Below are 22,618 nucleotides of genomic sequence, written 5' to 3' on the forward strand. Positions count from 1 at the left end.
CAGCATACCGCTCCGTATGTCCAGCTGGAGCGGACCCCTTCAGGAGCACGTGCGATGGCGGATCAACCGGCTTCTTCCCCTGGCTCCGTAGACAGCCAGCAGCGTTTGGGCTCTGCACGGCATAGTCGTTTCATCGAGGGGCGGCGCGAGACGGTCAGCGATAGCGGGGCGGTCTCACGCGACGCGCTTCTCACGGCCGCCGCGTCGACATTTCGCGAGGACGGCTTCGAGCGGACGTCGATCGATGCCTTGGCGCGCCGGATGGGAGCGACAAAAGGACTCGTCTACCACCACTACCGGTCCAAGGACGATCTGTGCGGCGACGTCTGCCGGCGCGGGTTCGCCCTCGTCTTTGCGACCGTCTTGCCCGCAGCGAGCGCACGCGACCGGGCCGTCAGCCGGCTGCGCCGGATGATCGAGGCGCATGTCGGCGCGGTGTTGGAGCACGCGGCCGTGCAGCAGGCGATGCTGCACGGCTATGGCAGGCGGGGCAGTGCTCTCGCCGGAAACCCAGCGGTGACGACAGAATTGGACGCCGAGCGCGCCCGCTATGTCGCGCTGTTCGGCAAGACGCTGGCGGCAGCGGTCGCCGAGGGCGACCTCGTTTCCCCGATCGCCGCTCCATTGGCGCTCGGCGCGCTGATGGCCGTGATCGATGCGCCCGTGTTCTGGCCGGCGAACGCATCCGGTGCACCGAAGCATCCCGCCCGCGACCTCGCTTTGTTTGCGCTGCGCGGTGCAGGGGCGGGGGCTGGCATCATCGAAGAGGAATTCTGACACGCCGCGACACCGCGTCGACGACGCCTGACGGCGAGGGTGCCCTGCTCGCACCGAGAGCTGGACTGCCGAGCGCTTGTCCGTCAGCCGGCGCGGCTAGCGCCCAAGGTGGCGGCGGAAGGCGGCGAGCGTTTCCGGCCCGACATGGTGCTCGATACCCTCGGCGTCGAGTTCGGCAGCCTCCGCGCTGACGCCGAGCGCGATCAGGAAATCATGGACAAGATGATGGCGCGTGCGGGCCTCGGCGGCGATCGCCTTGCCCTTCTCGGTGAGGAAGATCGCGCGGTAAGGCTCGCTCGCGGCCAGGCCGTCGCGCACCAGCCGCTGCACCGTGCGCGCGACCGTGCCGGGCGACACGCCGAAGCATTCGGCGAGATCCGCCGCGCGGGCCTCGCCGTGCCGGACGATGAGATCGTCGATCATCTCGACATAGTCCTCGGCCAGCTCGGACTGGTGCGCCTCGCGAACCCTTGCGAAACGCGCGGCGAGGCGTGTCACGGCGACATTGCGCACTGGTTCGTCCTCGCCCGCCATCCGTGGTCCTCTCCCGCGTTTCCTGCTCCTGCATAAGCGGACAGTACCCGAGACGCAAAGTTTGTCACTGGACAAACTTCAATGCCGGTGCATAGATATTCGCAAATGAGCCTTCCTTTCTCCCAGCCATGGAGTCGTTGCCATGCTGCCGGGCGGGCGAAGGGGGCGCGCGCCGCGGGCCATGCTGGAAGGATGATCGCCATGACGTCGAATGCCGAGGTTGCCAACCCGGGGGGCTGGCGCCACGATCGCGGCGACGGATCGCTGTCGGACGTCCACCGCAGCGTGAAGATCGACCCGCGGGCGCCGAACTGGCGCAAGGCGGCAAGCTTCCTCGGACCCGGCTATCTCGTCGCCGTTGGCTACATGGATCCCGGCAACTGGGCGACATCGATCGCCGGCGGGTCGCGCTTCGGCTACACGCTGCTGGTCGTGGCGCTCGTTTCCAACATCATGGCGATCGTCCTCCAGTCGTTGTGCGCCCGGCTTGCCATTGCCTCGGGCCGAGACCTCGCGCAGGCTTGCCGCGACGCCTATCCCCGGCCCGTCACCTACATGCTCTGGGCGATGGCCGAAGTTGCGATCATCGCCACCGACATCGCCGAGGTCATCGGCACGGCGATCGGCCTCAACCTCATCTTCGGCATTCCGCTGGAGATCGGCGTTCTTATCACCGCCGTCGACGTGTTCCTGATCCTCTATCTGCAGAAGGTCGGCTTCCGCTGGGTCGAGGCGCTGATCATCACGCTGCTCGGCGTCATCGCCGTCTGCTTCGCCGTGCAGATCGCCATGGCCGATCCGAACTGGGGCGACGTCATCCGCGGTTTTGCGCCGACGACCGAGATCGTCACCAATCCGGAAATGCTCTATCTCGCGCTCGGCATTCTCGGCGCGACGGTGATGCCGCATAACCTCTATCTGCATTCGGGCATCGTGCAGACCCGCGAGATCGGCACGACGATCCCGGAAAAGCGGCAGGCGCTGAAATACGCGACGATCGACAGCACCGTCGCGCTGATGTTCGCGCTGCTGATCAACGCTGCGATCCTGATCCTGGCGGCGGCGACCTTCTACGCCAGCGGCCGCACCGAGATCGCCGAGATCGGCGAGGCGCACAGCCTGCTCGCGCCGCTGCTCGGCCTTGCCATTGCGCCGACCCTCTTCGGCGTCGCGCTGCTCTGCTGCGGCATCAACTCGACGGTGACGGCGACGATCGCCGGGCAGATCGTCATGGAAGGGTTTCTGCGCATCAAGCTGGCGCCGTGGCTGCGCCGGCTGATCACCCGCGGAATCGCCATCGTGCCGGCGGCCGGCGTGACCATCTGGTACGGCAATTCCGGCACCGGCAAGCTTCTGGTGCTGACGCAGGTGGTGCTGAGCCTGCAGCTCTCCTTCGCCGTCTTCCCGCTGGTGATGTTCACCTCCAACCGCGCCAAGATGGGCGCGCTGGTGGCGCCGCTCTGGCTGGTGGTCTCGGCCTTCGCCATCGCGATCGTGATCGCGCTGCTGAACATCAAGCTGCTGGTCGACTTCGTGCTGTAGCGACAGGCGCGTACGGGGGCGCCTGTCGCTTCCGTCAGCTCTTCCTGGAGAACAGGCTGGCGATCAGCGATTTCGGCCGGGCGAGGCGGGAGGAGCGCATGCTCGAGACCACTACCAGCCGCTTCACGTCGCCGCGCTTGAAAGCGGCCAGGAAGCGCTTGTAGTCCTTGAAGGAAACGCAGCCGTTGGAATCGCCGCCCTTGCCGAGCATGTAGGTATGGGCAAGCAGGCCATCGCGGTTGTGGATCTTCTGCTGGCCGCCGATCGGGTTGAGACGGATCGCCTCGACGCCGTGAAACAGGCTCTCGCGCATCTTCAGATCATAGGTGTGGGGCGGGGTCGGTCCGCGGTTCTTCTGATGCACCTGGCTCGGATCGTCGCGCATTCTGCCGAGGCCTGAATGCGCCTCGAGCTTCTCGCCATTCGGCAGATACACCGTTGCTGCCGAGATGTCGTATACCGCGACGCCGCGGCCGAGGCCCTGCATCGGCGCCGTCTCCTCGACGTCCGGCACGGCCTCGATGCCGGCATCGGGCCGGGCGTAGGCCAGGACGTTCGGGCTCGGCAGTCCGCGGCGGCGGGGCGGGATCGGCAGGATCCGCTCGGGGCGTGCCGCCGGCAGCGGGATCGCGGCATCGTCGATCGCCTGCGTCAGCGCCGCGACCGCCGATTCCGGCTTCAGCTCCGGCAATTGCGTCTCGACGTGGTCCTCGACGACTTCCGGGCGCAGCGGTGCCTTTAGGGCGGCCGAGAGGCTGGCGAGGACGACGGGGGATTCTGTGGCGAGGGCTGCCACCCGGACCGGGGCCGGCAGCGGAACGGCGACGGGCGCGACGAAGGAGGCTGCCGCCGCCGCGTCGAGGGCGGCGAGGTGCGACAACGGCAGCGGCGACGTCGGCGCCGCGGGGCGTGGGATCGCCGCCATCAGGGTCATCAGCCGCTGGCTCCTGACGGCCGCCTCCTGATGATGCGGTCGGGCGGCCGGGTGTGGCGTGACGACGGCGACCTTCGGGGTGTGGACGCGCGCCTCCTTGGCCGCCACGGGGACGGTCGGCAGCGACGGTGCGACCCAGGCGGCCGTCGGCAGGGCAGGCGATCGTTGCGGGGCCGGGGCGGCGAGGATGGCCGCAACGACGGCGGTGCCGCCGCCGAACGTGCCGATCAGCGCGCAGGAGCGCAGAAGGGATTTCCGGGCGCTTGGCTTGCGGACGGGTTGGGCTTCGTGTCGTGTCATCTGGGGCGCCGGCTTCTGCTCGCGAGAGCGGGATGATGTGCGAGAACCCGCTGGGGAACGCCGGAGCTGACTTCAGTCATCGCACCCTCAGCATGGCTGCTTATGGTTACCAAAGTCCTTTCGCCGCGCGATTTCAGGCCGTTGGCACTTCCGATCGCCCGCATGCCTTGTCGGCGGCGGGCGTCCGATACGCCGAGGATGGGATCGAAGAAAGGCAGACGTCGGTCGGAAATACGGCCGGCGATCAGCGCCACAAGGCAAGCCGCGGCGTGAGCCGGCGACGCTGGAAGGGAACGTGCGCGTCGGTGGGGGCCGTCGGCGGACCCAGGTTAAATCGCACGGGATCTTGGGCGGCGAATGAGCCGGCCGACACCTCTATTCTGGGAGCGGCGAGAGCTTCCCCCAGGTCAGTCCGGTGCAAGCCATTTCTGGTAGGGTCAATGCGGGAACTTTGCGGTGGAGCAGATGAGCAGCATCGAATCCTTTCTCACCCCGGCCACGGCCGCAGCAAAATACGTGTCGATGCTCGACACCAACCAGGATCTGGTGGTTGCGCCGGAGGAGTTGGTCCTGCCACAGGAGCCTGTCGCTCCCGAAGCGGTCCAGGAGCGCCCGACGCTCTCTTCCGCCGAGACCTTGACCGATCCGGTCGCGGCCGCTCTTCTCAGCGTGCACGCGGCCGAGGATCCAGCAGCGCCGGTGGCGGACGCCAGGGCGGCCTACCGCTCCGATGAGCGATCTGCCGCCAATTGACGGGCTTTGCTCACGACCGAACGCGTGCAAAACGCGCTCCATCGTCACGGTTTCTGCGAGCTGAAGTGAAGTCGGCGAGCCGCGTGCGACCGGCGGATGAAACCAACCGGTCCTTCCGGACTAGTCCCGCGGCTTCAGCGGGGTGATGCCGCCTTCGTCATTGTCGGGGATCGCGCCGGCCTCGCTGTCGGCAACCGCGTTGGCAAGCGCCTCGGGGTGATAGTCCGGATCAGGCGAGCCCTTGCTGCCGACCAGCGTGTCGGCGGTGCGAGGCATGCCGCCTTCTGCCGGTACCCTGTCGTTCTCGGCGGATGAGTTTCTGGAAAAGATGCGGGGGGTGGCCATGGAATGTCCTTTGTGAAGGGGCGGGCAAGGGCGTTTTAAGCGCCTGAAGTGTCTCGATGAGCCGCAAGCCGTTTGGCCAACGTCGCGAAAGGCTAACCCCGGGCGCCGACCGCTGTTCCCTCAGCCCCTCCGTCCGGTCTTCCGCCCCGTTCTGCCGGCCGGCGACAGCGGCCCGTATCGCCTCATCCCAAGCCGAGGTCGGGGCTCATCGCCACGCGGTGATCGGCGAAATCGGAATTGGGCAGCAGCGGATACCAGCCGGGCCGGCCGGGATCGCGGTCGTAGGGATAGCCGCCGAGCGAGCGGTAGAGCTCGGCATAGGTGCCGAGCTTCTCGCGGTCGAGCGTAACGCCGAGCCCCGGGCCCTCCGGCACCGCGATGGCCCCGTCCTTGTAGACCATCTTGCCGCCGACGATGACGTCGTCCTTCAGGTGGTGATAGTGCGCATCGGCGGTGAAGACGAGGTTCGGCAGGACGGCGCCGAGATGCAGCATGGAGGCAAGCTGGATCCCAAGTTCGCCGGACGAGTGGACGGCGATGCCGAGGCCGAAAGTGTCGCAGATCTGGCCGGCCCGAATGCAGGCGCGGATGCCGCCCCAGAAGGTCGTGTCGAGCAGGATGACTTCGACAGCGGGATCGCGGACATTGGTCGCCAGCTGCTCGAAGTCGACGACGATGGTATTGGTGGCCAGCGGGATCGACAGCTTCTCGCGCAGCCGGCGCATGCCGGCAAAGCCCCAGGTCGGGTCTTCGAAATAATCGTTGCGCAGGCCTTCGATGGCTTGGCCGAAGCGGAGCGCCTGCTCGACCGACAACGCCGCGTTCGGGTCGTAGCGCAGCGTGTCCTCGGGAAACTCCGCGGCGAGGGCCCGGTAGCATTCCAGCTCATAATCGGGATGAAACACGCCGGCCTTCAGCTTGTGAGCGGTGAAGCCATGCTCCGCCTTCAGCTGATGCGCGTGCGCCAGCAGCTGCTCGACTGTCCGAACCTCGCCCTCGCCGGTGCGCCGGTCGGGATAGCGGAAGAACAAGTAGCTGGCGAAGCCGACGGTCTCGCGAACCCGGCCCCCGAGGAGTTGGTAAACGGGCACGCCGAGCTTCTTGCCCATGATGTCGAGGCAAGCAAACTCCAGCGCGGCATGCAGCTGCGTCCGGTTGTTGTAGAGCGAGGCCGTCGGATTGCAGATGGCATAACGCATGCGGTTGAGATCGAACGGATCGTGGCCGACAAGGTAGGATTTCAGCCCGGCAAAGGCGAGCGCCGCGCTCTCGCCGCCGCCGCCCATTTCGCCAAGGCCGGTGATCCCCTCATCCGTGTCGACCTCGACAATGGTCCGCACGAACCGCCCCCAATGGGTGCCGTTGCTGTGCCGCAGCGCGGCCTCGAGCGGGACCGTGATCGTCGTTGCCCTGATGTCGGTAATCTTCACTCCACGCTCCCCGGCTTGTTGTCTCCAGCTGCCATGGTAGCATGGTAGGAGGAAATAGCGTAGACGTCGCGAGCATCCTATCGGTGTCGATCGGTCCGCATTGACCATTGCACCCGGCAAGTCGACAGGCTTTCGCTGTCTTATTCGCGAAAGACGCTTTCCCCTTTCGCCCGTCAAATTCTAGGGTTCCTGCGTCATGCCGGACAAGCCGAGGGACTGTTGATGACGACCAGGAATGTCCAGCGGCGGCCGGAAACGTCAGGGGGTCCGGTCTTGCCGAACTGGGCGAGCGAGCCGGTCAATCCGAGGCTTCCCATCGCGCCGCAGATCTACGAGCGGCTGCGACGGTCGATCACCACGTTGGCGATCCTTCCCTCGGAAGCCTTGAGCGAGAAGGATCTGGCCGAGCACTTCAGCGTCAGCCGGACGCCGATCCGCGAGGCGCTGATCCGGCTGGCCGACGAGGGGCTGATCGACATCCTTCCGCAGCGCGGCAGCTTCGTCGCCCCGATCCGGCTCGGCGATGTCGAGGAAGCACAGTTCATCCGCGAGGCGCTCGAGGTCTGCGTCATCCGCCGGCTTGCGGGACGGGCTTCCGCGACCTTCCTCGCGGCCGGGCGGCGAAACCTTGTCGATCAGGCCGGGGCGGTGGCGCGAGGCGACCGCGAGTGGTTTCTCGCGCTCGATGAGGGTTTTCACCGGAGCTTTTGCGAGGAGGCCGGGCTTCCCCGCAGCTGGCGTGTGGTGCAGTCGGTAAAATTGCAGATGGACCGGGTGCGCTACCTCAGCCTTCCGGATGACGGGCACTTGCAGCACCTCCACCAGCAGCACACCGCCATCCTGAATGCCGTGGAAGAGGGCGCCGCCGACACGGCCGCCGCCGGCATGACCGCGCATCTCCAGGAAGTCCTCCGGACGGTTCGTCGCTTGAACGAGACCCGGCCGGACCTTTTCGGCTGCTGATGCGAAGCCGAGGGTCTCAGCGACCGCGCATGAGGTAGCTGGATACGGACCGAAGGGGCTGCGTTACGCGCCATGACCTGGAGTGATGGAGCGCCACGATGTCGCGGTCCCGGGCGTCGAGCTCCCGCGCTAGGTCGTCACGGGCCGCGAGCGAGGCTTGAAGTTCACTTGTCGCTGCCGCAAGCCTCGACCGCATCTCCGCCAGTTCTGCGTCCCGGCGAGACTTCTCCTCCAGCATGCTCGTCAGATCGCCCCCGGCGCGCGCGAGCTCAGCCCTCGCGTTCTCGAGTTCCACCAGAAGAGTCGCATGCTGCAGGCTGGAAACCGCCTGCTCGTCGAGGATGGTTTCCATCAGTTCGAGGCGCGAGCGTCTGCCAGGGGAGCCTGTCCGGTCGAGAGACACCAGCATTTCATCGTCGCAGTGCATCTCGCAAATCCGCAGGCCGGTATGGCCGCCCTCGGAGAGGTCGTTCAGGATGAGTTCGAAGGATGCCGGCACGAAGCGCCAGACGTGCACGTCGATGTAATCCGGGTTGGTTTTGGCGCGCTTGACGAGGTTGTAGGCGGCGCTGAGCGGCTGGTAGATTTCGCGCTTGTCGCACTGCGCCTTGTTCCAGCCGATCTGTCCGTCGCGCGTGGCACCATAGGCGGCGGCATCGAAAAGCGAGCCGGTGCCGGGGCGTGTCCGTTTTTGACGGTGGGATTCGAGCACGTCGCCGGTGCTCGTCAGGTTCTGGAAGACGTCGAAGCAGGAGCGCTTGTCCGGGACGGCGAGGATGAGCCGGCCGTTCTCCGTCAGCAACTCCTCGCAGTTCGCGAGAAATCCGACGAGATCGGGGGTATGCTCGATGACGTGGCTGGCGATGATAAAGTCGTAGCAGTGACGCTTGCCGATGATCTCGGCCATCGGGCGCCCATCCGAGACGTGGTCGACGGCCTCGATGCGGGAGACGTCGACATTTCGGGTCTCCGCGTATTTGGCGACGAGCGTCGCCTGGTCGGCATAGTCCAGCGTCTCGATGTTGTAGCCATCCGCCTTGCGCATCAGGGGATTGTAGCTCGGTCCAATCTCGAGGCCGAAACCCGTATTGTCGAACATCGAGAGCAGTGTTGTCCGTCTGTCCATGTCACTGTGTCCTGTCGAATGCGAAGAAGAGGGCAACCTCCAGAAGCTTTGTCATCCTTTCACCAGTCTGCCGCGCAATGCCAGCCGTGTCGGCTGAAGTCCCCGATAACCGTCCGCGTCGGATCCGGTCGATCATGCGCCGCGTAGGCGTCCCACCCGCATGATGCGGAGGAACGAACCGACGCCGCGTTCTGGCCGCAGCCGGATCTGTCATGGCCCACAGGAACGAAAAGGAGGCGAGCCGGTGCGGAAGGGCGGCCGCTGGAACGCGATCGCCTTTCTGCCGTAAGGCGAGCCCGCAGGCGTCGGTGCGGCCGTCTCGGCGGGGCCGCAAGCGTCGCCTTGCTACCGCCCAAGCGTCGGAGTATCCAGCAGCCCAATATGAACTGGATACCCGTCACATCATGATGACATCCCCGAACATGGTTGCAGACGCTTCCTCGCCGGCCGCCAGCGGCGTTTCGCGATCCGACCGCCTCGTCGCGGCCTATAAGGATATCCGCGATGGCTTGGGGCTCTACGAGCTCTGGCTGTTTCTCGGCTGGCGCGACACCAAGAAGCACTACAGCCGCTCGGTGCTGGGTCCGCTCTGGCTGACGCTTTCCATGGGCATCATGGTGGCGGCGCTTGGCGTCCTCTACTCCACCATCTTCAAGATGGACATCAGCACCTATCTGCCGTTCCTCGCGATCGGTTTCATCATGTGGGGGCTGATCGGGAACTCCATCACGGCGGCCTGCAACGTCTTCTCCAGCGCGGCACCATCGATCCGGCAGATCAAGCTGCCGTACAGCGTCTACATCTTCCAGTTCGTCTGGATGCAGTTCGTCACTTTCGGGCACAACTTCATCATCTACATCCTCGTGGCGCTGTTCTTCGGGATCTGGCCGACACTGACGACGCTGCTGCTGTTCCCGGCTCTGCTGCTGATCCTCCTGAACTGCGTCTTCGTCGCCATGATCCTCGGGCCGCTCTGCGCGCGCTTCCGTGACATCCCGATGATCATCGCGAGCATCATCCAGGTGACCTTCTTCATGACGCCGATCCTGTGGAGCGCCAGCCAGGTGCCCGAGCGGGCGGTCTTCGTCGGCGCCAATCCGTTCTACCACTTCATCGAGATCGCGCGTGATCCGCTGCTCGGCGGAACGGGCACGCTCGGCAACTGGCTGACCTGCCTCGGGATCACGCTTGGCATGGGCACCGTCGCCTTCCTGTTTTTCGCCCGCTACCGCGCGCGCATCGCCTATTGGGCTTGAACATGGCTTCCATCCAGCTCGACGCCGTCTCGGTCGACATTCCGATCTTCAACATCAGCGACCGGTCGCTGAAGAACAACATCATCTCGGCGGCGACCGGCGGGCAGATCCGTCCGCGCGCCGGCGCGACCGGGCGGGCGATCGTGCGGGCCATCGATGCGCTGACCCTGAACCTCGAGCACGGCGAGCGCCTCGGTCTTCTCGGCCATAACGGCGCTGGCAAGTCGACGCTGCTGCGCGTCCTGGCGGGCATCTACGAGCCGACCAGCGGGCGCCTAAAGATCAACGGTTCCGTCGCCTCGATGTTCGACATCGGTTTCGGCTTCGACCCCGACGCGACCGGCTGGGACAACATCGTGCTGCGGGGCATGCTGCTCGGCTATTCCCGGCGCGAGATCGACCGGTTGTCGAGCGAAATCGGCGAAGCCTCTGGGCTCGGCGAATTCCTGGACATGCCGCTGCGCACCTACTCTACCGGCATGTCGACGCGCCTCGCCTTCGCCGTGTCGACCTCCATCACGCCGGAAATCCTCCTGATCGACGAGGGAATCGGCGCCGGCGACGCGGCATTCCACGCGCACGCGAAGGAGCGTCTGAAGACGTTCATCGGCGAGGCCGGCCTGCTCGTCATGGCCTCGCACTCCAATGGCCTCCTGCGGCAATGGTGCAATACGGGCCTCTGGATGGAGCACGGCCGGGTGCGGATGCATGGCCCGATCGAGGACGTGATCGGGGCGTACGAGGCATCCGTCGCGCAAGGCTGATCGGTAGCCGGAGGCTCCGTCCGGTTAAGACCGTGACGCCGGCGGTTCGTGCACCGCGCACTGCCCGTTAAGACAGAGGCAGCCCCTGGATGCTGTAGCTGACCGCTGCCGTGCGAGGCGGGCGGTCTACCGGAACGACCGACCAAGCTTGCGGCCGACATGCCGAGCCCTGCTCAGAAGCGGATAGAACTCGTAGAGGCGCTGCCAGCGCGGGCTGGCGATCAGGCGCATCCGCAGTCTCGCACGCGCCTTGAACAGCCGCGAGACGGTCGGCGTCGCGCAGACGATGTCGGTGTATTTCTGGGCGATCGCGATGTACTCGTCGCGGTAGGTCGCGAACTTGCCGCTGCTCGCGCCGACCGCGGCAATCGCCTCGCTGATGAACTGATGGTTGAAACGCGGGATCAGCGCATCGCGCATGTAGAAGCGTTCCTTGACGTCATCGTCCGGAAAGGCAGCGGCGAGCTTCTCGAAATAGCGCAGGCGCGAGCGCGCCATGCGGATGCCGTAGGACGTGCTTTCCGTGTGGATGCACCAGACGGTGACGGGCTTGGCCGTGAAGTGATTGGTGAAACCCGCCCGGAAAATACGCAGGAAGAGGTCGTCGTCCTCATAGCCCATGAACTGCTCGTCGAACCCGCCGACGGCTTCGAAGGCCTTGCGCGAGATCAGGGAGGCGGAGGGAAGGACGAACATGTCCCGCGACAGCAGTTCGAAAATGTTCGCCTTCGGGTTCTTCGAATTGCGGGCGACGATGCTGGTGCGGACGATCTCGCCATTGCCCTCTGCCTCGAACAGCTCGCCGTAGACCCAGCCGAAATGCGGCTCGTTCTCCGGCATCGCGTCCACGAGACTCTCGATGTGGTTCCGCAGATAGAAGTCGTCCTGGTCGAGGAAGCAGATGTAGTCGGCGCTGCTGGCGGCAACGCCGGCATTGCGGGCCGAACCTTGTCCGCCATTCTGCTTGTGGAGAACGCGAAACCCCATGTCGGCTGCGATCTCGTCCAGACGCTCGGCCTCCGAGGGGCTTGAGCCGTCATCGACGACGATGAATTCCGCTGGCGGGACCGTCTGCTCGAGGACGCTTAGTACCGAGCGCTCGATGAAGCTCGATCCGTTGTAATAGGGAATAATGACGGCGACGCGGGTCTTATCCAAACGTTCCTGTCGTCTGTCGGCTCGATAGGCGCTTTGCATCTCTTAGGCTTCCGCTTGTCCAAAGTCCGCGCTGCCGCTGTTCAGAGGCGCAAACGACAATGTTGGTTGGGCCCAGATTTCTTCGTCGGACATCAAAGTCCGCAGGCCGGATGAAATTACAAAAGCATCTTATATCACTAAGAAAGCCATAATGTGCCAGCTCGCCTTCGGGGTAAGCTACGTGGCTGTCAATGCCTTGATCCGCCCCGGCAAAATCTCATCTCACCCTCCGTTCCGCAGCGGAAGAGAGGCGAAATGGCGGCGCAGATACAATGCCTTGACGGGAAAAGTGTCAGCGAGAATGGCCCGAAACGCCGTTATTCGCTTTCTTCCAAGGACAGCATGGCCGTGTCCTTGGACAGCCCGCAAACCGCTAGGCTGTCCATGTCCCCGCCGCCAGGAGGATCGGCAGAACCCGGCGAGCTGGGCGCCGCCTGCCACCGCTGGTGCCCGGGAAAGAGCAACAGGGGAATCCAGTGAATGCGCTCTGTCTAGATCGCCAGGGCGCTGCGGATGGCCTCGCCCTGCTGGTGCCAGCCGTAGCGTAGATCCGCATCGGCGACCGCGCGCTCGGCCATGTCCCGGTAGAGCTGAGGATGGGTCTCGAGATCATCGATCGTCGCCGTGATCATCTCTTCCCAGTGGTGGGCTGCGGCAAGGCGGGCGTTGTCGCCATGCCGGATCGCGCTCGCGAAGGTGGAGGTCGGCGTCGCGACGGTCGCGGTTCCGGTGATCGCCGCCTCGAAGTATTTCAGTTCGGACTTGCAGTTGGTGAACCGGTTGTCCTGCAAGGGGGCGATGTTGATCTCGGTCGAGCCGATCAGCCGCTGCAGGTTGACGTAGTCATGAAACGGTTCGCGGTCGATGCGGCCGAGATGATCGAGCAGCGGACCGGCCGGCTCGAGATAGCCGACCATGCGGATGCGCACCTGCGGAAACCGCTTGAGAAGCTTCGCCAGCGCGCTCTCGACGAGGGCGAAGTCCTTAATGTGCGTCGGTGATCCGCTGAAATAGCCGATATGCAGGTGCTCGTCGCGGGCGAAGCCCGAGGCCTGCTTCGCGGACCAGATGGCGCGCGAATAATCGAGCTGTGCCTGGTTGATGAAGTTCGGGACGATCGCGGTCTCGACGCCGGCAAAATCGGTGATGCGGGCGGCGAGGAACGGATTGGTCGTGATCGCGCGGTCGCACATCCGCAAGGTCGCCCCGATGCGCCCGATATAGGCGAACCAGAAGTCCCATTCCTGCTCCGTCGTCCCCTTCTGGGCGAGCGAATCCATCACGAGATGCGCGTAGCCGGTGTCGAAGACGAGGTCGTCGACGTCGAACACCACCGGAATGCCGCGGCGCTTTGCGCGGAGCACGAAGCGGTTGACGTCCTGGCAATAGCGGGCCCGGCAGATCACGACGATGTCGGCGCTGTCGGCCACCTTGTCGAGCAGCGCATTGTCGTCATCGACGAAGAAGGCCGCGGCGGATGCCTCCGGCCAGGTCGCCTCGATCACTTCGATCATGTTGTGGATGCGGTACCGGAACGTGCTGTTGTCCGGCCGTTCGTAGAGATAGGCGATGCGAAGATCGGTGCGCAGCAGCGAGAGCAGCCGCGTCTCGCCCGACAGGAACCAGGGGTCCTGATGCTCGACCGGCGCCGGCAGATCAACGAACATGGGCGGCGCTCTCGGCGAGGCGGTCGAAGACCGGGGCGAAGGAGGCGGCCCAGTCGCGGCCGATGCCGCTGTTGGAGAGGGCTGCTCTGCGTCCGTCGTCGTCGAGCGCCTGCGCCACGCCTTCGCGCAGTCCCTCGACCAGGGCCTCCAGCTCGCTGTCGACGCAGACGATCGAGCGGCTGTAGCCGGAGAGGTCGGTTTTGACGCCGAAACGGTTGGTCACCGCGACGCCGCCGCAGGCGGCAACGTCAAGCGGCGGATAGCTCGGATGCGGCGTGAACATCAGCGTCAGCGCAAGATCGACCGAGCGGACGAAGGCGGCGTAGTCCTCCCATGCCATGTTCTGCAGAAGGATCGGCTCGATGCCGCCGGCGAGCTGCATCGGCTGGAGATCCTTACCGACGAAATGGATGTTCCAGAGTGCGGGGTCGAGAATGCCGCGCTCGATCGCCGTCTCGATGACGGCAACGCCCCGGTCGTAGAGATTCCGCGCATTGTAGGGGCGGGCATAGAAGAAGAAGTTGCGCTTGCCGTCGGCATCCGCGTCCGGCGAAGGAAAATAGATCCGGGATGGGAAGGACGGCTCGAAGAACGGCGTCGCCTCGTCGATCACGCCGTCCGCGACCAGATGGCGGTGCAGCAGCCCGGAATTGATCACTTTGGCAATCGACCGGTCGCCCAGCGTTTCGGCGCAGGCGAGATAGTCGTCGCCGAAGGGATAAAACATGCGCTCATCCTCCTGGAGGATGTAGAGGATCTGCGCATCGGCGACCGACTGGCGCGTCGCACGGGTCGTCCACCAGGAGGTCGTGACGAAGATTTCGTCCGCATTCGTCTCGATCCGGCTGTCCGCGTCGGAGATGTCCGCGAAGACGAACTCGATGTTGTCCGTCCATTCAATTCCGTGCGCCCGGAACACCGCCGCGACGTTCTCGGCGGCCGGGGCCTGGGTGCGGGTGACGATCCGCAGGCGCCGTCCGTTGCGCTTGGCGAAGAGGGCGGTGAAGATCAGCGCCGTCGCAACGCCGCCGAACAGGCTGCCCTCGTTGATGCTGTCGGTGACCATCGAAACGCGCGGCTGCAGCGTCGGCACCTCGAACAGGCCTAGCGCGGGCAGCGAGTTCGTCGCCCGCCGCGGGCCGGTCGGGGTGGAGGGCAGCGGCGGGGCGGCTGTGGCTCCCACCGCGGAATGCCCGTCGAAGCCGGCGGGACGCTGCTCGCGTTCCCGCAGGAAACGCAGACGTGCCGGCATGCGCCAAGGTGTCACCAGCCACCAGCCTGCCTTGGCGAGCCGCCGGATCTGCCCGCGCATCGACAAAGGCAAGGCGCTGGCGGCACGGCGGAACGGGCCGGTCAGGCGCCAGGCCGTGGACCCTTCGAGGGCGTTGAGGGCGACCGCATGCGCATGGGCCTCCTGCCGCAGCCGGAACGCGTCGGCCTCGAGTTCGGCGGTGCGGCGCTCGAACAAGGCGGCGCGGTCGGCAGCCTGCTGAGCCGTCGGACGGAGCACCTGCAGCTCGCGCTCGACCTTATCCATGGCCTGGCGGTAGCTGCGCTGCTCGCTCGCCATCAGCTGGCGGTGCGTCGCCTCTGCCTTCTCGGCGGCCTGCGCCGCCCTGGCCTGATCCTCGGCGCGCCGGCTTTCCGCCGCCTGCTTCTCCTTGTGGATCTCGGCGAAATAGTCGGCGTTCTGTGCCCGGACGACGCGTTCGATCTCCTCCAGGAGGGCGGTGCGCTCACGGCTGTCCTGGAGCGCCTTGAACTCCCAGGCGACATAAGGGGCGAACACCTCCGAGGCCGCCGCGAGCGTTCCGGCGATGCGGTCGAGCTCGGCCATGGCCTCGCTGTCGTCGCGGTTCACGGCGAGCGCCTGGAAGGCTTCCCAGGCATCGGCGGCCAGCGCGTCGAAGCGGGTCGAGCGGCCGATCTGGGCGGTGACGGCGTGATGGCGCAGGTCGGATGTCAGGAAGCCGTCGATCACGGCCTCGATGCGGCCGCGCTCTTTCGGGAAGCTGATGCCAAGTTCCAGCGCCAGACGGTCCGCCGTGCTGCGCCAGTCTTCGAGCAGTGCGTCGTAGGAGACGAAGCTGCGGGAGAGAGTGCGCGTTTCCCGCTCGGCATTCAGCATGTGCGCCAGCCAGAGAAGCAGGCTCTTGGCGCGCGGGAAGCCGTCGCGCCGCGACAGCGAACCGGCCACCTCCAGCGGATGGCGCAAGGCGATGATCGCGCGTGGTTCAGTTTCCGTCTTCTCCAATGCCGCCTTCCACAGCGGAACGAAGCGGCACATGCGCGGGTCCTTGACCGAGAACAGGGCCGCGGTGGCGAGAAGCTCGGTGCGGACAATTGCTGCGAGTTCAGCTACAAAACCCTGTCCCGCTTCCGTGTCCACGAAACCGTTGGAGAGCGGCATCGGGTCGTCCCAGCGAGAACCGAGATAGTCCAGCAAGCGGTTGTGGAAGGCATTGACGGACTTGTTCTCGAACAGGCCCTTCTCGTTGTAGCTCTCGGCGGCCAAAAGCTCGCCGGCGGCGGGAAGGCCCAGTTCATCGAGGACGCCGGTCAGCGCCGATGTTCCGCTGCGGTGCATGCCGAGCACCAGAATGCCGACTGACTGCCCGACCTTATCCACCATCATCATCGCTTCCCTTGTGACGGGGACGCCATAGCAAGCCCTGCCTGAACTGTCATCCGATAGACGGCACGCGCCCTATAAGGGGCCGCGCTCCGGGCGGAACTTTACGTGGCGCGGAAGCGCGCGATCTTCTGGCCGCGCGGATGCTGCCAGTCGAAGACACCTTCGATCGCCCAGCCAAGCCCGATCGCCGCAAAGTCGAGGTCGCCGCGGTAATAGTGGAAGGGATCCTGGTAGCCGAAAGTCGTCACCTCGGCCTTGGTCAGCTCGCCCTCCCAATGGATGGCCTCCCCACCCGAGGGGACCTGGGTAAAAGGGGCGTTCAGCGCGTGCCCGTCCGGAACGGTGAAGAACGTCGCGTGGAAGATGCCGCCCAGGCGCATGCGGGGGCGCAGGTTGGCAAGACAAAGCCGGAGATGGTTGATCGGCAGATGGCTGAACAGCGACTGCGCCAAGGCGTGGTCGAAAACCGTGTCCCCGAAGGGGATCTGAAACGCGTTGGCCACTGCAAGGTTTTCCCGCGGCAACCGAGCCTCGAGACCGAGCGGGACGATCTCCTTGGCGTATCCTTCTTCGAGCAGGGCCGGCATCAGGTCGATGCCGAAATAATGGCCGGGGTCGAGGAAAGGCACGAGCTTCACCCCGGCGCGCAGGCTGCCGCAGCCGATATCCAGGAGGAAATCGCTGGGTGAAAGTCCCTGCGCCACGAGGTAAGCGCGCTGGTGCTCACCCATTTCCTCCCAAAGCCCACCGATGATCTGCCGGTGCCCATCAGCTTGGCCCATCACCTTCGACAGATCGGCCTCGTAGGGATTGAGCGTCATGATCTAAACGTCCTCTGCCCTTGCGAGCACCCGGTCGTCTTCAGCGCGCCGACGGAGCTGCCCCGGCGATCAGGCAACGATATGGCCGGTGTTCGATACGATCGCTCCGCCGGGAACCAGGGCCATGTTGAACCACCGGCTGACTTCGGCATTCGTCTGCAACGGACGGGCCGCGGCAATGCGGTTGCGCATTGAAAGAACGGTACCGAGCGTGCCCGAGGCATAGGCGGCGTCGATCTGCGCGGCCAATCCATTCAGGATCCGTCCGGCATAGGCTGCTCCGGCATTGTTCGCCGTCTTGGCTTCCAGGCGAAGCGCATCGAGCAGAGGCTGGTGATTGCTGGCAAGGGCTGTGCCGCCAGTCAGAATGCTTCTTGCCTCCGGGCTCTGATGCGGCATGACGTTTTCGGCAAACCGGTTCAGTCTGGCGACCTCCTCGTCCGCGCGCGCGGGGTCGATGATTTCGATCGATCGCAGCGCCTCCGAGGCCTTCGTCACCAGGGATGCCCAAAGAGGGCGCCCGTTCTCGATCATGGTGTCATGCGCATTCTGTCGATCGGCAGGGCTCAAGGATGTCTCCAGATTTCAATTCGCCTGTGACGGTCGCGCGCTTTGGTAGGTGCCGTCAAGTTCGCCAGGGATACCGCTAGTCGCAGATTTCCCGCGGTCGCGCCGGCAAAGCGCGACCGCGGAGCCGATCTAATTTGGGCTCCACCGCCGAACCCGGTTCGCGAAGCGATGGCCAGCCGCATGACCGCCGAGCCCCAGGCGGGAGCGAAGGAGGTAAGCCCTATCCCATCTCGCAGAAAGCGAACGCGTTCCGCCATACTCGGGGCATGCCAAGGCTCACTCCCGGACAGCGTTATTGGATGACAGGGCTGCGCGATCAGCCCGGTTTCGATCGGATCTTCGAGCCGAGCGCGCACACGGCGCTGTCCTGCGTACGCCGAGGGTGGACGGAGTATCGTCTGGGGGGCGACGGCAAGGGGCATTGGGAGCTGACGGCCGAGGGTGTCGCGGCATTGATGATCGTCGCCATAAAGCCGAGGCGGCGGCGACGGTCCCCGAAGGCCGTGAGCGTCTGATCTGGCATAGCTTGCGGGACCGTGGAGCGTTCCGCTTCACCGCTCCTGCACGGTGACTGTGCCCGTGACTCCTACCATTCTCAACCAGAACGCGGCGTACGAGGACGGCGCCGGGCTTTGGCTTCTCAGGTGGCGGGCATCAGGCCGGCCGCCGCCTTGCGCTGTCCGCGCAGCCGGCGGTCCAGCGGGCGCTCGAGCTTGACGAAGAAGACCCAGCCGACGGCCAGCGCGACGAGACAGCCTGCGATCCGGAACGCGCCGTCGGCGTCCGCTGGGAGATCAAGGCGGCCGAAAACCTTTCCTAGCGCCGAGAGCACGAACCAGTGGCAGAGGTAGATGCTGTAGGAGGCCTCGCCGATGCTTGCGATGATCCGGTTGACGGTGCCGGTTCGGGCGAGAAGGGGGCGGAGGGCCAGCATGGCGGCGACGAAACCGCCTGCGGCGAGACTACGCGGCAACACCACCGCATCGTGGTTTTCGGCGATGGCGAGCCCGGTTACCGCCAGGCCGGTGAAAACGAGAAGCGCCGGGCCAGCGGCTCTCAGCCCGGCATTCGGGGCGCTGTGCAGCAGCCAGCCCAAGCCGAAGGCGAACATATAGGGGGTCAGGATGTGGGTCAGGACCGGACTGGCCCTCAGCGCATCCGGCAGGCACACGCCGAGGAGCCCGAGCAGCGCCAGGAAAACGCCGAAATGCGCCCGTGCCCGGGGCGCCCGCGACATGGCCGTGGCGATGAAGGCGACGACGATGAGGTAGAAGACGATCTCGTATTCGAGCGTCCACCCGACCGTCAGGATCGGATAGCCTTGCTGGGGCCAGAGCAACAACGATCCGCCAATGCTACCGGCGGAAAGGCTGAACCCGCCGAGATGCCAGTCCGGATTGACGAGGTAGACGCCGATCACCAGGAGGGTGAAGGCCCAGTAGAGCGGAAAAATCCGCCGGATGCGGCCGATGAGGAACGGTTTCGGGCCGGGGATGGACTGGCTGATGAAACTCATCAGGAAGCCGGAGACGACGAAGAAGACCTCGACGCCGATGCCGCCGAGCGGCCGGTAGGCGGAGGTCTGGATCGAGAACGCCGAAAAGCCCTTGGCAACGAGGTCCGAGTGCCAGACCATGACCTCGGTCGCCGCCAGTGCCCGCAGCCATTGAATGGCCTCGTTCCGGTCCGCCCGCATCAGCCGGCGCCACCCGTGGGGAAGCGGCAGGATGGTGTCGCTGCAACCCTCGGCGAATCGAACGCCGCCCGGCATGGGAACTCAACAAACGCCATCGACCAGCCTTTCCGACAACCGCGATCCCGGCCGGCGCTCTGAGCTAGGTCGCGGGCCCCGATCAGCCTAGCAGCTGCCGTTCCGGGCATGGGGGACGCAGGCGGACTACCCCCGCAAAGCGTTCCTCGGTGCCGGGGCCTCAGCCCAGAACCTACACGTTCCGGCCGCTTGATCGCGGGCGCCAACGTCGCTCCTGAAGGCGTACTTCTCCTCCCCGCGGTGAATCCGGCGTGCGACGGTGTCAGATCTGGAAGAGAGGTCAGGCCCGTTCACCGCCGCGAAGCCGGGGCGCCGGAACTGGCGGAACTGGCGGAGCAAGGCCCCGGCACGGGGCGGAAAGGCATGGCATGAGCATCAGCACGCCCGCCGCATTCGGCCAGCCGGCATCGACGGGTCTGCGCGATCGCTATCTCGGTGCCTTGCTCCTGGCCATCGCCGCCTACGCTTTCACCGGCAAGGGCTTCGCCTATGCGGGCATCCCGCCGCTCTTCCCCGCTGAAGTGCTGCTGCTGTTCGGACTGGTCACGCTGTTCTGGCCGACGCCCTCGGCCGCCGTCCTGTCCGCCCTTCCGCTGCAGATCCTGCTGGTGATGATCGGCTGGACCTTGCTGCGGACCGTTCCCTTCGTCGGCACCTACGGCATCGACGCCCTGCGCGACAGCGTGATCGTCGTCTACGGCCTCTTCGCCTTCGTCGTCGCCAATCTGATCCTCGAGAACCCGGCGCGGATTGACCGGGCGGTCCACCATGCCGGCCGCTTTTTCACGGTGTTCGGGGCCATTGCCTTCGTCCTCTACATTGTGCCGAAACAGCTCAGCCACGTCATCCCGGCCTGGCCGCTGTCCGGCGCGCCGATGATGCTGCTGCGCGCTGGCGAGGTGGCCGTGCACGTGGCCGGCGCAGCAGTGTTCGCGCTGGTGGGTTTAAAGCGATTTCCGACCTGGTGGGTCGTGCTTCTGGTGTCCGGCATCCTGGTCGTCTCGGCCCAGAGCCGCGGCGGCATGCTCGCCATCGCCGTTCCCCTGATGCTCGCCACAGCCTTGTCCGGACGGTTCAAGCCGGCCGTCACGACGGTCTGCGCGGCCATCCCGATCATCGCCGTGCTCTATCTCTCCAATTTTGAGGTACAGCTGCCGCCGGACTACCGCACTATGAGGGTCGGCCAGCTGATGGAGAATGTGACCAGCATCTTCACCTCTTCCTCGAACAGCGATCTCGACGGCACGAAGGTCTGGCGGATGCGCTGGTGGCAGGCGATCACCGACTACACCGTCCACGGCGACTATTTCTGGAGCGGCAAGGGTTTTGGCGTCAACCTCGCGATTTCCGACGGCTTTGTCGTCGGCGATGGCGACGGGCCGCCGCTGCGCAGTCCGCACAGCGCCCACATGACCATCCTCGCCCGGAGCGGCGTGCCGGGCATTGCGCTGTGGGTGACGGTCAATCTCAGCTGGATGGCGATGATGCTCACCACCATCTACCGCGCCTGGTTGAATGGCGACCGGGACTGGTCGAACCTCCTGATCTTTGTCCTCTGCTATCTCGTGGCCGGGCTCGTCAATGCGAGCTTCGACGTCGCGCTCGAGGGGCCGATGATGGGGGTGATCTTCTGGGTCCTGTTCGGCACCGGCGTCGGGCTCTGCATGACCTATCGCCGGCTGGCGCAGGCCCGCGAGAACGACTGGTGGCGCCAGCACGCCGACTCGCTCGGCCGGTTCGGCGGCTGACCACCCGGCGACCCGCTGCTCGGGCCGCCGGTCACCAGGTGCTGGTGTCCGGTAGATCGTTGCTGAGGCTGGAGCCGGCGTCCTGTCCGGTGTCGCGCCGGTAGGCCTGCCAGCCATCGCCACTCGGAAAATCGCCCCACCACCAGTGGTTTCCATCGGCCATGAAATAGCGGTTGGCGGCAAAGCTGTTGCCGCCGCGCAGGAGCCCGGGCTCGTCGTGATCGGCAGCGCCCCCCGTCCGCCCCTCGCCGCTGCGGGAGACGAGGACGTTGTCCCGCACGAGGTTGCTGATGGTGCGGTAGGGGCCGAAAGCGCCGATGCCGCGGTCCTGCTGGATCAGCGAAATGCCGTTGAGGCCGCCGGTCATGTCGATGCGGTTGCCGGTAATCTCGACGTTCTGGGAATTCTGGATCTGGATCGCGGCGCCCCACATCCAGTTTCCCCGCGCCGCCGCGCCGTTGCCGATGAAGACGTTGTCGCGGATCACTGCGTCGTAGGAGATCTCGTGGTTGATGCCGCCGCCGTCATTGCCGACGAGCCGGTTTCCCTCATAGAGCGTGCCGATGTTGTCGATATCGGTCCAGAGGCCAAAACCATGATTGCCATGGGAGTAGTTGTCGCGGACGACGAGGTTCTCGGTCACCGCGAACTTGCTGCCGCCGCCCTCCCAGTAGACGTCGATGCCAGACCAGAAGCCGTTGGCGTGAAGGGCGTTGCGCTCGACGAGGATGCCGCGGCCATTGCCGCCAATGCCCATCTGGCCGTTGTCGTGGACGTCGTTGCCGGTGATCCGCCCGCCGTCAGTGACGATGATGCCGACGCCGTAGTTCAGCCGCACCTCGTTGTTTTCGACCGTCCAGTTCTCGCCGCCCTGGATCGCGCCGTGCTGGGCGGGGGCGTTGAACTGCTCGACGGTCAGGTTGGAGATCCTGACGCCGGTCGCGCGCGAGGCGAAGGCGGCGGGGCTGACCCCCGCCTCGACCTTGCGGCCGGAAGGGTCGTCGGCGATGACGATGACATCGGCATCATAGTCGAAATAGAAGCTGCCAGGCTTCACCGCGTCGCGCGAGGCGACCGGCCGCAACGGTTTGCCGTCGATGAAGAGCGTTTCGGGAAAGCCGGCCCGGACGGCGCCGGGGGTGGCCTCCTCTGTGGCCAGCCGCTGACCTTGCTGGTCCTGATGCAGGGCGCTGAACAGGCCGTCCGCCGAGCGGGAGAAGTCGCGGAGCGCCCGGGAGCCGTCGATGATCGCCCCCCTGACGCCGGTAAAGGACTGGCCGTCCTTCGGCTCGATCGGCCGCGTCAGGCGATACTCGCCGGCATCGGCGAACACGAAGGCGGTGCCGGCGGGGGCGGCCGCGACGATGGCGGGGCAGTCATCCCCGAGCGACAGCACGATGGCCGCTTTCGGCATCTGGATGTCGACCGGACCGAAACTCGCGTCCGCGGCGATGGGCATCGGCGCCTCCTTAACTTCATCGAATG

The 22,618-nt window shown here is 65.7% G+C and carries 19 protein-coding genes; 7 read left to right on the forward strand and 12 right to left on the reverse strand.

Translation table 11 applies throughout. The features are described 5' to 3' along the window. Positions 1–54 precede the first annotated feature (54 nt). On the forward strand, positions 55–777 hold the full coding sequence (locus tag ACZLZQ_RS05680; protein ID WP_472948541.1) for a TetR/AcrR family transcriptional regulator: 723 nt from the start codon (positions 55–57) through the stop codon (positions 775–777). A 96-nt stretch (positions 778–873) separates the two neighbouring features. On the opposite strand, the gene mntR is transcribed toward ACZLZQ_RS05680, so the two are convergent. Continuing rightward, positions 874–1,311, reverse strand: a complete 438-nt coding sequence (gene mntR / locus ACZLZQ_RS05685; RefSeq protein ID WP_472935333.1) for a manganese-binding transcriptional regulator MntR — start codon at positions 1,309–1,311, stop codon at positions 874–876. Positions 1,312–1,512: 201 nt separating this feature from the next. On the opposite strand from mntR, the gene ACZLZQ_RS05690 reads away from it, so the two are divergent. Continuing rightward, complete coding sequence (locus ACZLZQ_RS05690; protein WP_472948542.1) at positions 1,513–2,853, forward strand: Nramp family divalent metal transporter; 1,341 nt, start codon at positions 1,513–1,515, stop codon at positions 2,851–2,853. A gap of 34 nt (positions 2,854–2,887) precedes the next feature. On the opposite strand, the gene ACZLZQ_RS05695 is transcribed toward ACZLZQ_RS05690, so the two are convergent. Next, entirely contained in the window at positions 2,888–4,087 is a 1,200-nt protein-coding gene (locus ACZLZQ_RS05695) for a DUF2778 domain-containing protein (RefSeq protein WP_472948543.1), read from the reverse strand. 465 nt (positions 4,088–4,552) lie between these two features. On the opposite strand from ACZLZQ_RS05695, the gene ACZLZQ_RS05700 reads away from it, so the two are divergent. Next, entirely contained in the window at positions 4,553–4,840 is a 288-nt protein-coding gene (locus tag ACZLZQ_RS05700; RefSeq protein ID WP_472948544.1) for a hypothetical protein, read from the forward strand. A 120-nt stretch (positions 4,841–4,960) separates the two neighbouring features. On the opposite strand, the gene ACZLZQ_RS05705 is transcribed toward ACZLZQ_RS05700, so the two are convergent. Further along, positions 4,961–5,185, reverse strand: coding sequence for a hypothetical protein (locus tag ACZLZQ_RS05705; protein WP_472948545.1), 225 nt, complete (start codon positions 5,183–5,185; stop codon positions 4,961–4,963). Positions 5,186–5,367: 182 nt separating this feature from the next. Continuing rightward, complete coding sequence (locus ACZLZQ_RS05710; RefSeq protein WP_472948546.1) at positions 5,368–6,615, reverse strand: enolase C-terminal domain-like protein; 1,248 nt, start codon at positions 6,613–6,615, stop codon at positions 5,368–5,370. A 222-nt stretch (positions 6,616–6,837) separates the two neighbouring features. On the opposite strand from ACZLZQ_RS05710, the gene ACZLZQ_RS05715 reads away from it, so the two are divergent. After that, complete coding sequence (locus tag ACZLZQ_RS05715; protein WP_472948547.1) at positions 6,838–7,578, forward strand: GntR family transcriptional regulator; 741 nt, start codon at positions 6,838–6,840, stop codon at positions 7,576–7,578. Positions 7,579–7,594: 16 nt separating this feature from the next. Here ACZLZQ_RS05715 and ACZLZQ_RS05720 read toward each other — a convergent pair whose 3' ends face one another. Further along, positions 7,595–8,704 (reverse strand): methyltransferase domain-containing protein, encoded by a 1,110-nt coding sequence (locus ACZLZQ_RS05720; protein ID WP_472948548.1) that lies wholly within the window; start codon positions 8,702–8,704, stop codon positions 7,595–7,597. A gap of 404 nt (positions 8,705–9,108) precedes the next feature. Between ACZLZQ_RS05720 and ACZLZQ_RS05725 the strand changes: the two genes are divergently transcribed. Continuing rightward, positions 9,109–9,960 carry an ABC transporter permease gene (locus ACZLZQ_RS05725; protein ID WP_472948549.1) on the forward strand — a complete coding sequence of 284 codons (852 nt, stop codon included), beginning with the start codon at positions 9,109–9,111 and terminating at the stop codon, positions 9,958–9,960. 2 nt (positions 9,961–9,962) lie between these two features. Continuing rightward, positions 9,963–10,724 (forward strand): ABC transporter ATP-binding protein, encoded by a 762-nt coding sequence (locus tag ACZLZQ_RS05730; protein WP_472948550.1) that lies wholly within the window; start codon positions 9,963–9,965, stop codon positions 10,722–10,724. A gap of 126 nt (positions 10,725–10,850) precedes the next feature. Here the strand turns inward: ACZLZQ_RS05730 and ACZLZQ_RS05735 are convergent, their stop codons facing one another. The 6 genes from ACZLZQ_RS05735 to ACZLZQ_RS05760 all read right to left on the reverse strand — a co-directional run bounded on the left by ACZLZQ_RS05735 (position 10,851) and on the right by ACZLZQ_RS05760 (position 19,385). After that, entirely contained in the window at positions 10,851–11,882 is a 1,032-nt protein-coding gene (locus ACZLZQ_RS05735) for a glycosyltransferase family 2 protein (RefSeq protein WP_472948551.1), read from the reverse strand. Positions 11,883–12,412: 530 nt separating this feature from the next. After that, on the reverse strand, positions 12,413–13,588 hold the full coding sequence (locus ACZLZQ_RS05740; RefSeq protein WP_472948552.1) for a glycosyltransferase family 4 protein: 1,176 nt from the start codon (positions 13,586–13,588) through the stop codon (positions 12,413–12,415). Continuing rightward, complete coding sequence (locus tag ACZLZQ_RS05745; protein ID WP_472948553.1) at positions 13,578–16,223, reverse strand: sulfotransferase family protein; 2,646 nt, start codon at positions 16,221–16,223, stop codon at positions 13,578–13,580. Before ACZLZQ_RS05745 ends, ACZLZQ_RS05740 begins: the two co-directional genes overlap by 11 nt. 101 nt (positions 16,224–16,324) lie before the next feature. Then, positions 16,325–17,044 carry a class I SAM-dependent methyltransferase gene (locus tag ACZLZQ_RS05750; RefSeq protein WP_472948554.1) on the reverse strand — a complete coding sequence of 240 codons (720 nt, stop codon included), beginning with the start codon at positions 17,042–17,044 and terminating at the stop codon, positions 16,325–16,327. Positions 17,045–17,113: 69 nt separating this feature from the next. Next, entirely contained in the window at positions 17,114–17,614 is a 501-nt protein-coding gene (locus tag ACZLZQ_RS05755) for a hypothetical protein (protein WP_472935348.1), read from the reverse strand. Positions 17,615–18,254: 640 nt separating this feature from the next. Continuing rightward, positions 18,255–19,385: an acyltransferase family protein gene (locus tag ACZLZQ_RS05760; RefSeq protein WP_472948555.1), complete on the reverse strand. Its 1,131-nt coding sequence runs from the start codon at positions 19,383–19,385 to the stop codon at positions 18,255–18,257. Between the two features lie 368 nt (positions 19,386–19,753). Here ACZLZQ_RS05760 and ACZLZQ_RS05765 point away from each other — a divergent pair, with 368 nt between their 5' ends. Then, on the forward strand, positions 19,754–21,133 hold the full coding sequence (locus tag ACZLZQ_RS05765) for an O-antigen ligase family protein (RefSeq protein WP_472948556.1): 1,380 nt from the start codon (positions 19,754–19,756) through the stop codon (positions 21,131–21,133). A gap of 31 nt (positions 21,134–21,164) precedes the next feature. Here the strand turns inward: ACZLZQ_RS05765 and ACZLZQ_RS05770 are convergent, their stop codons facing one another. Further along, positions 21,165–22,592, reverse strand: a complete 1,428-nt coding sequence (locus ACZLZQ_RS05770) for a right-handed parallel beta-helix repeat-containing protein (protein WP_472948557.1) — start codon at positions 22,590–22,592, stop codon at positions 21,165–21,167. Positions 22,593–22,618: the final 26 nt, after the last annotated feature.

Source organism: Mesocryomonas lacus (assembly GCF_055730105.2).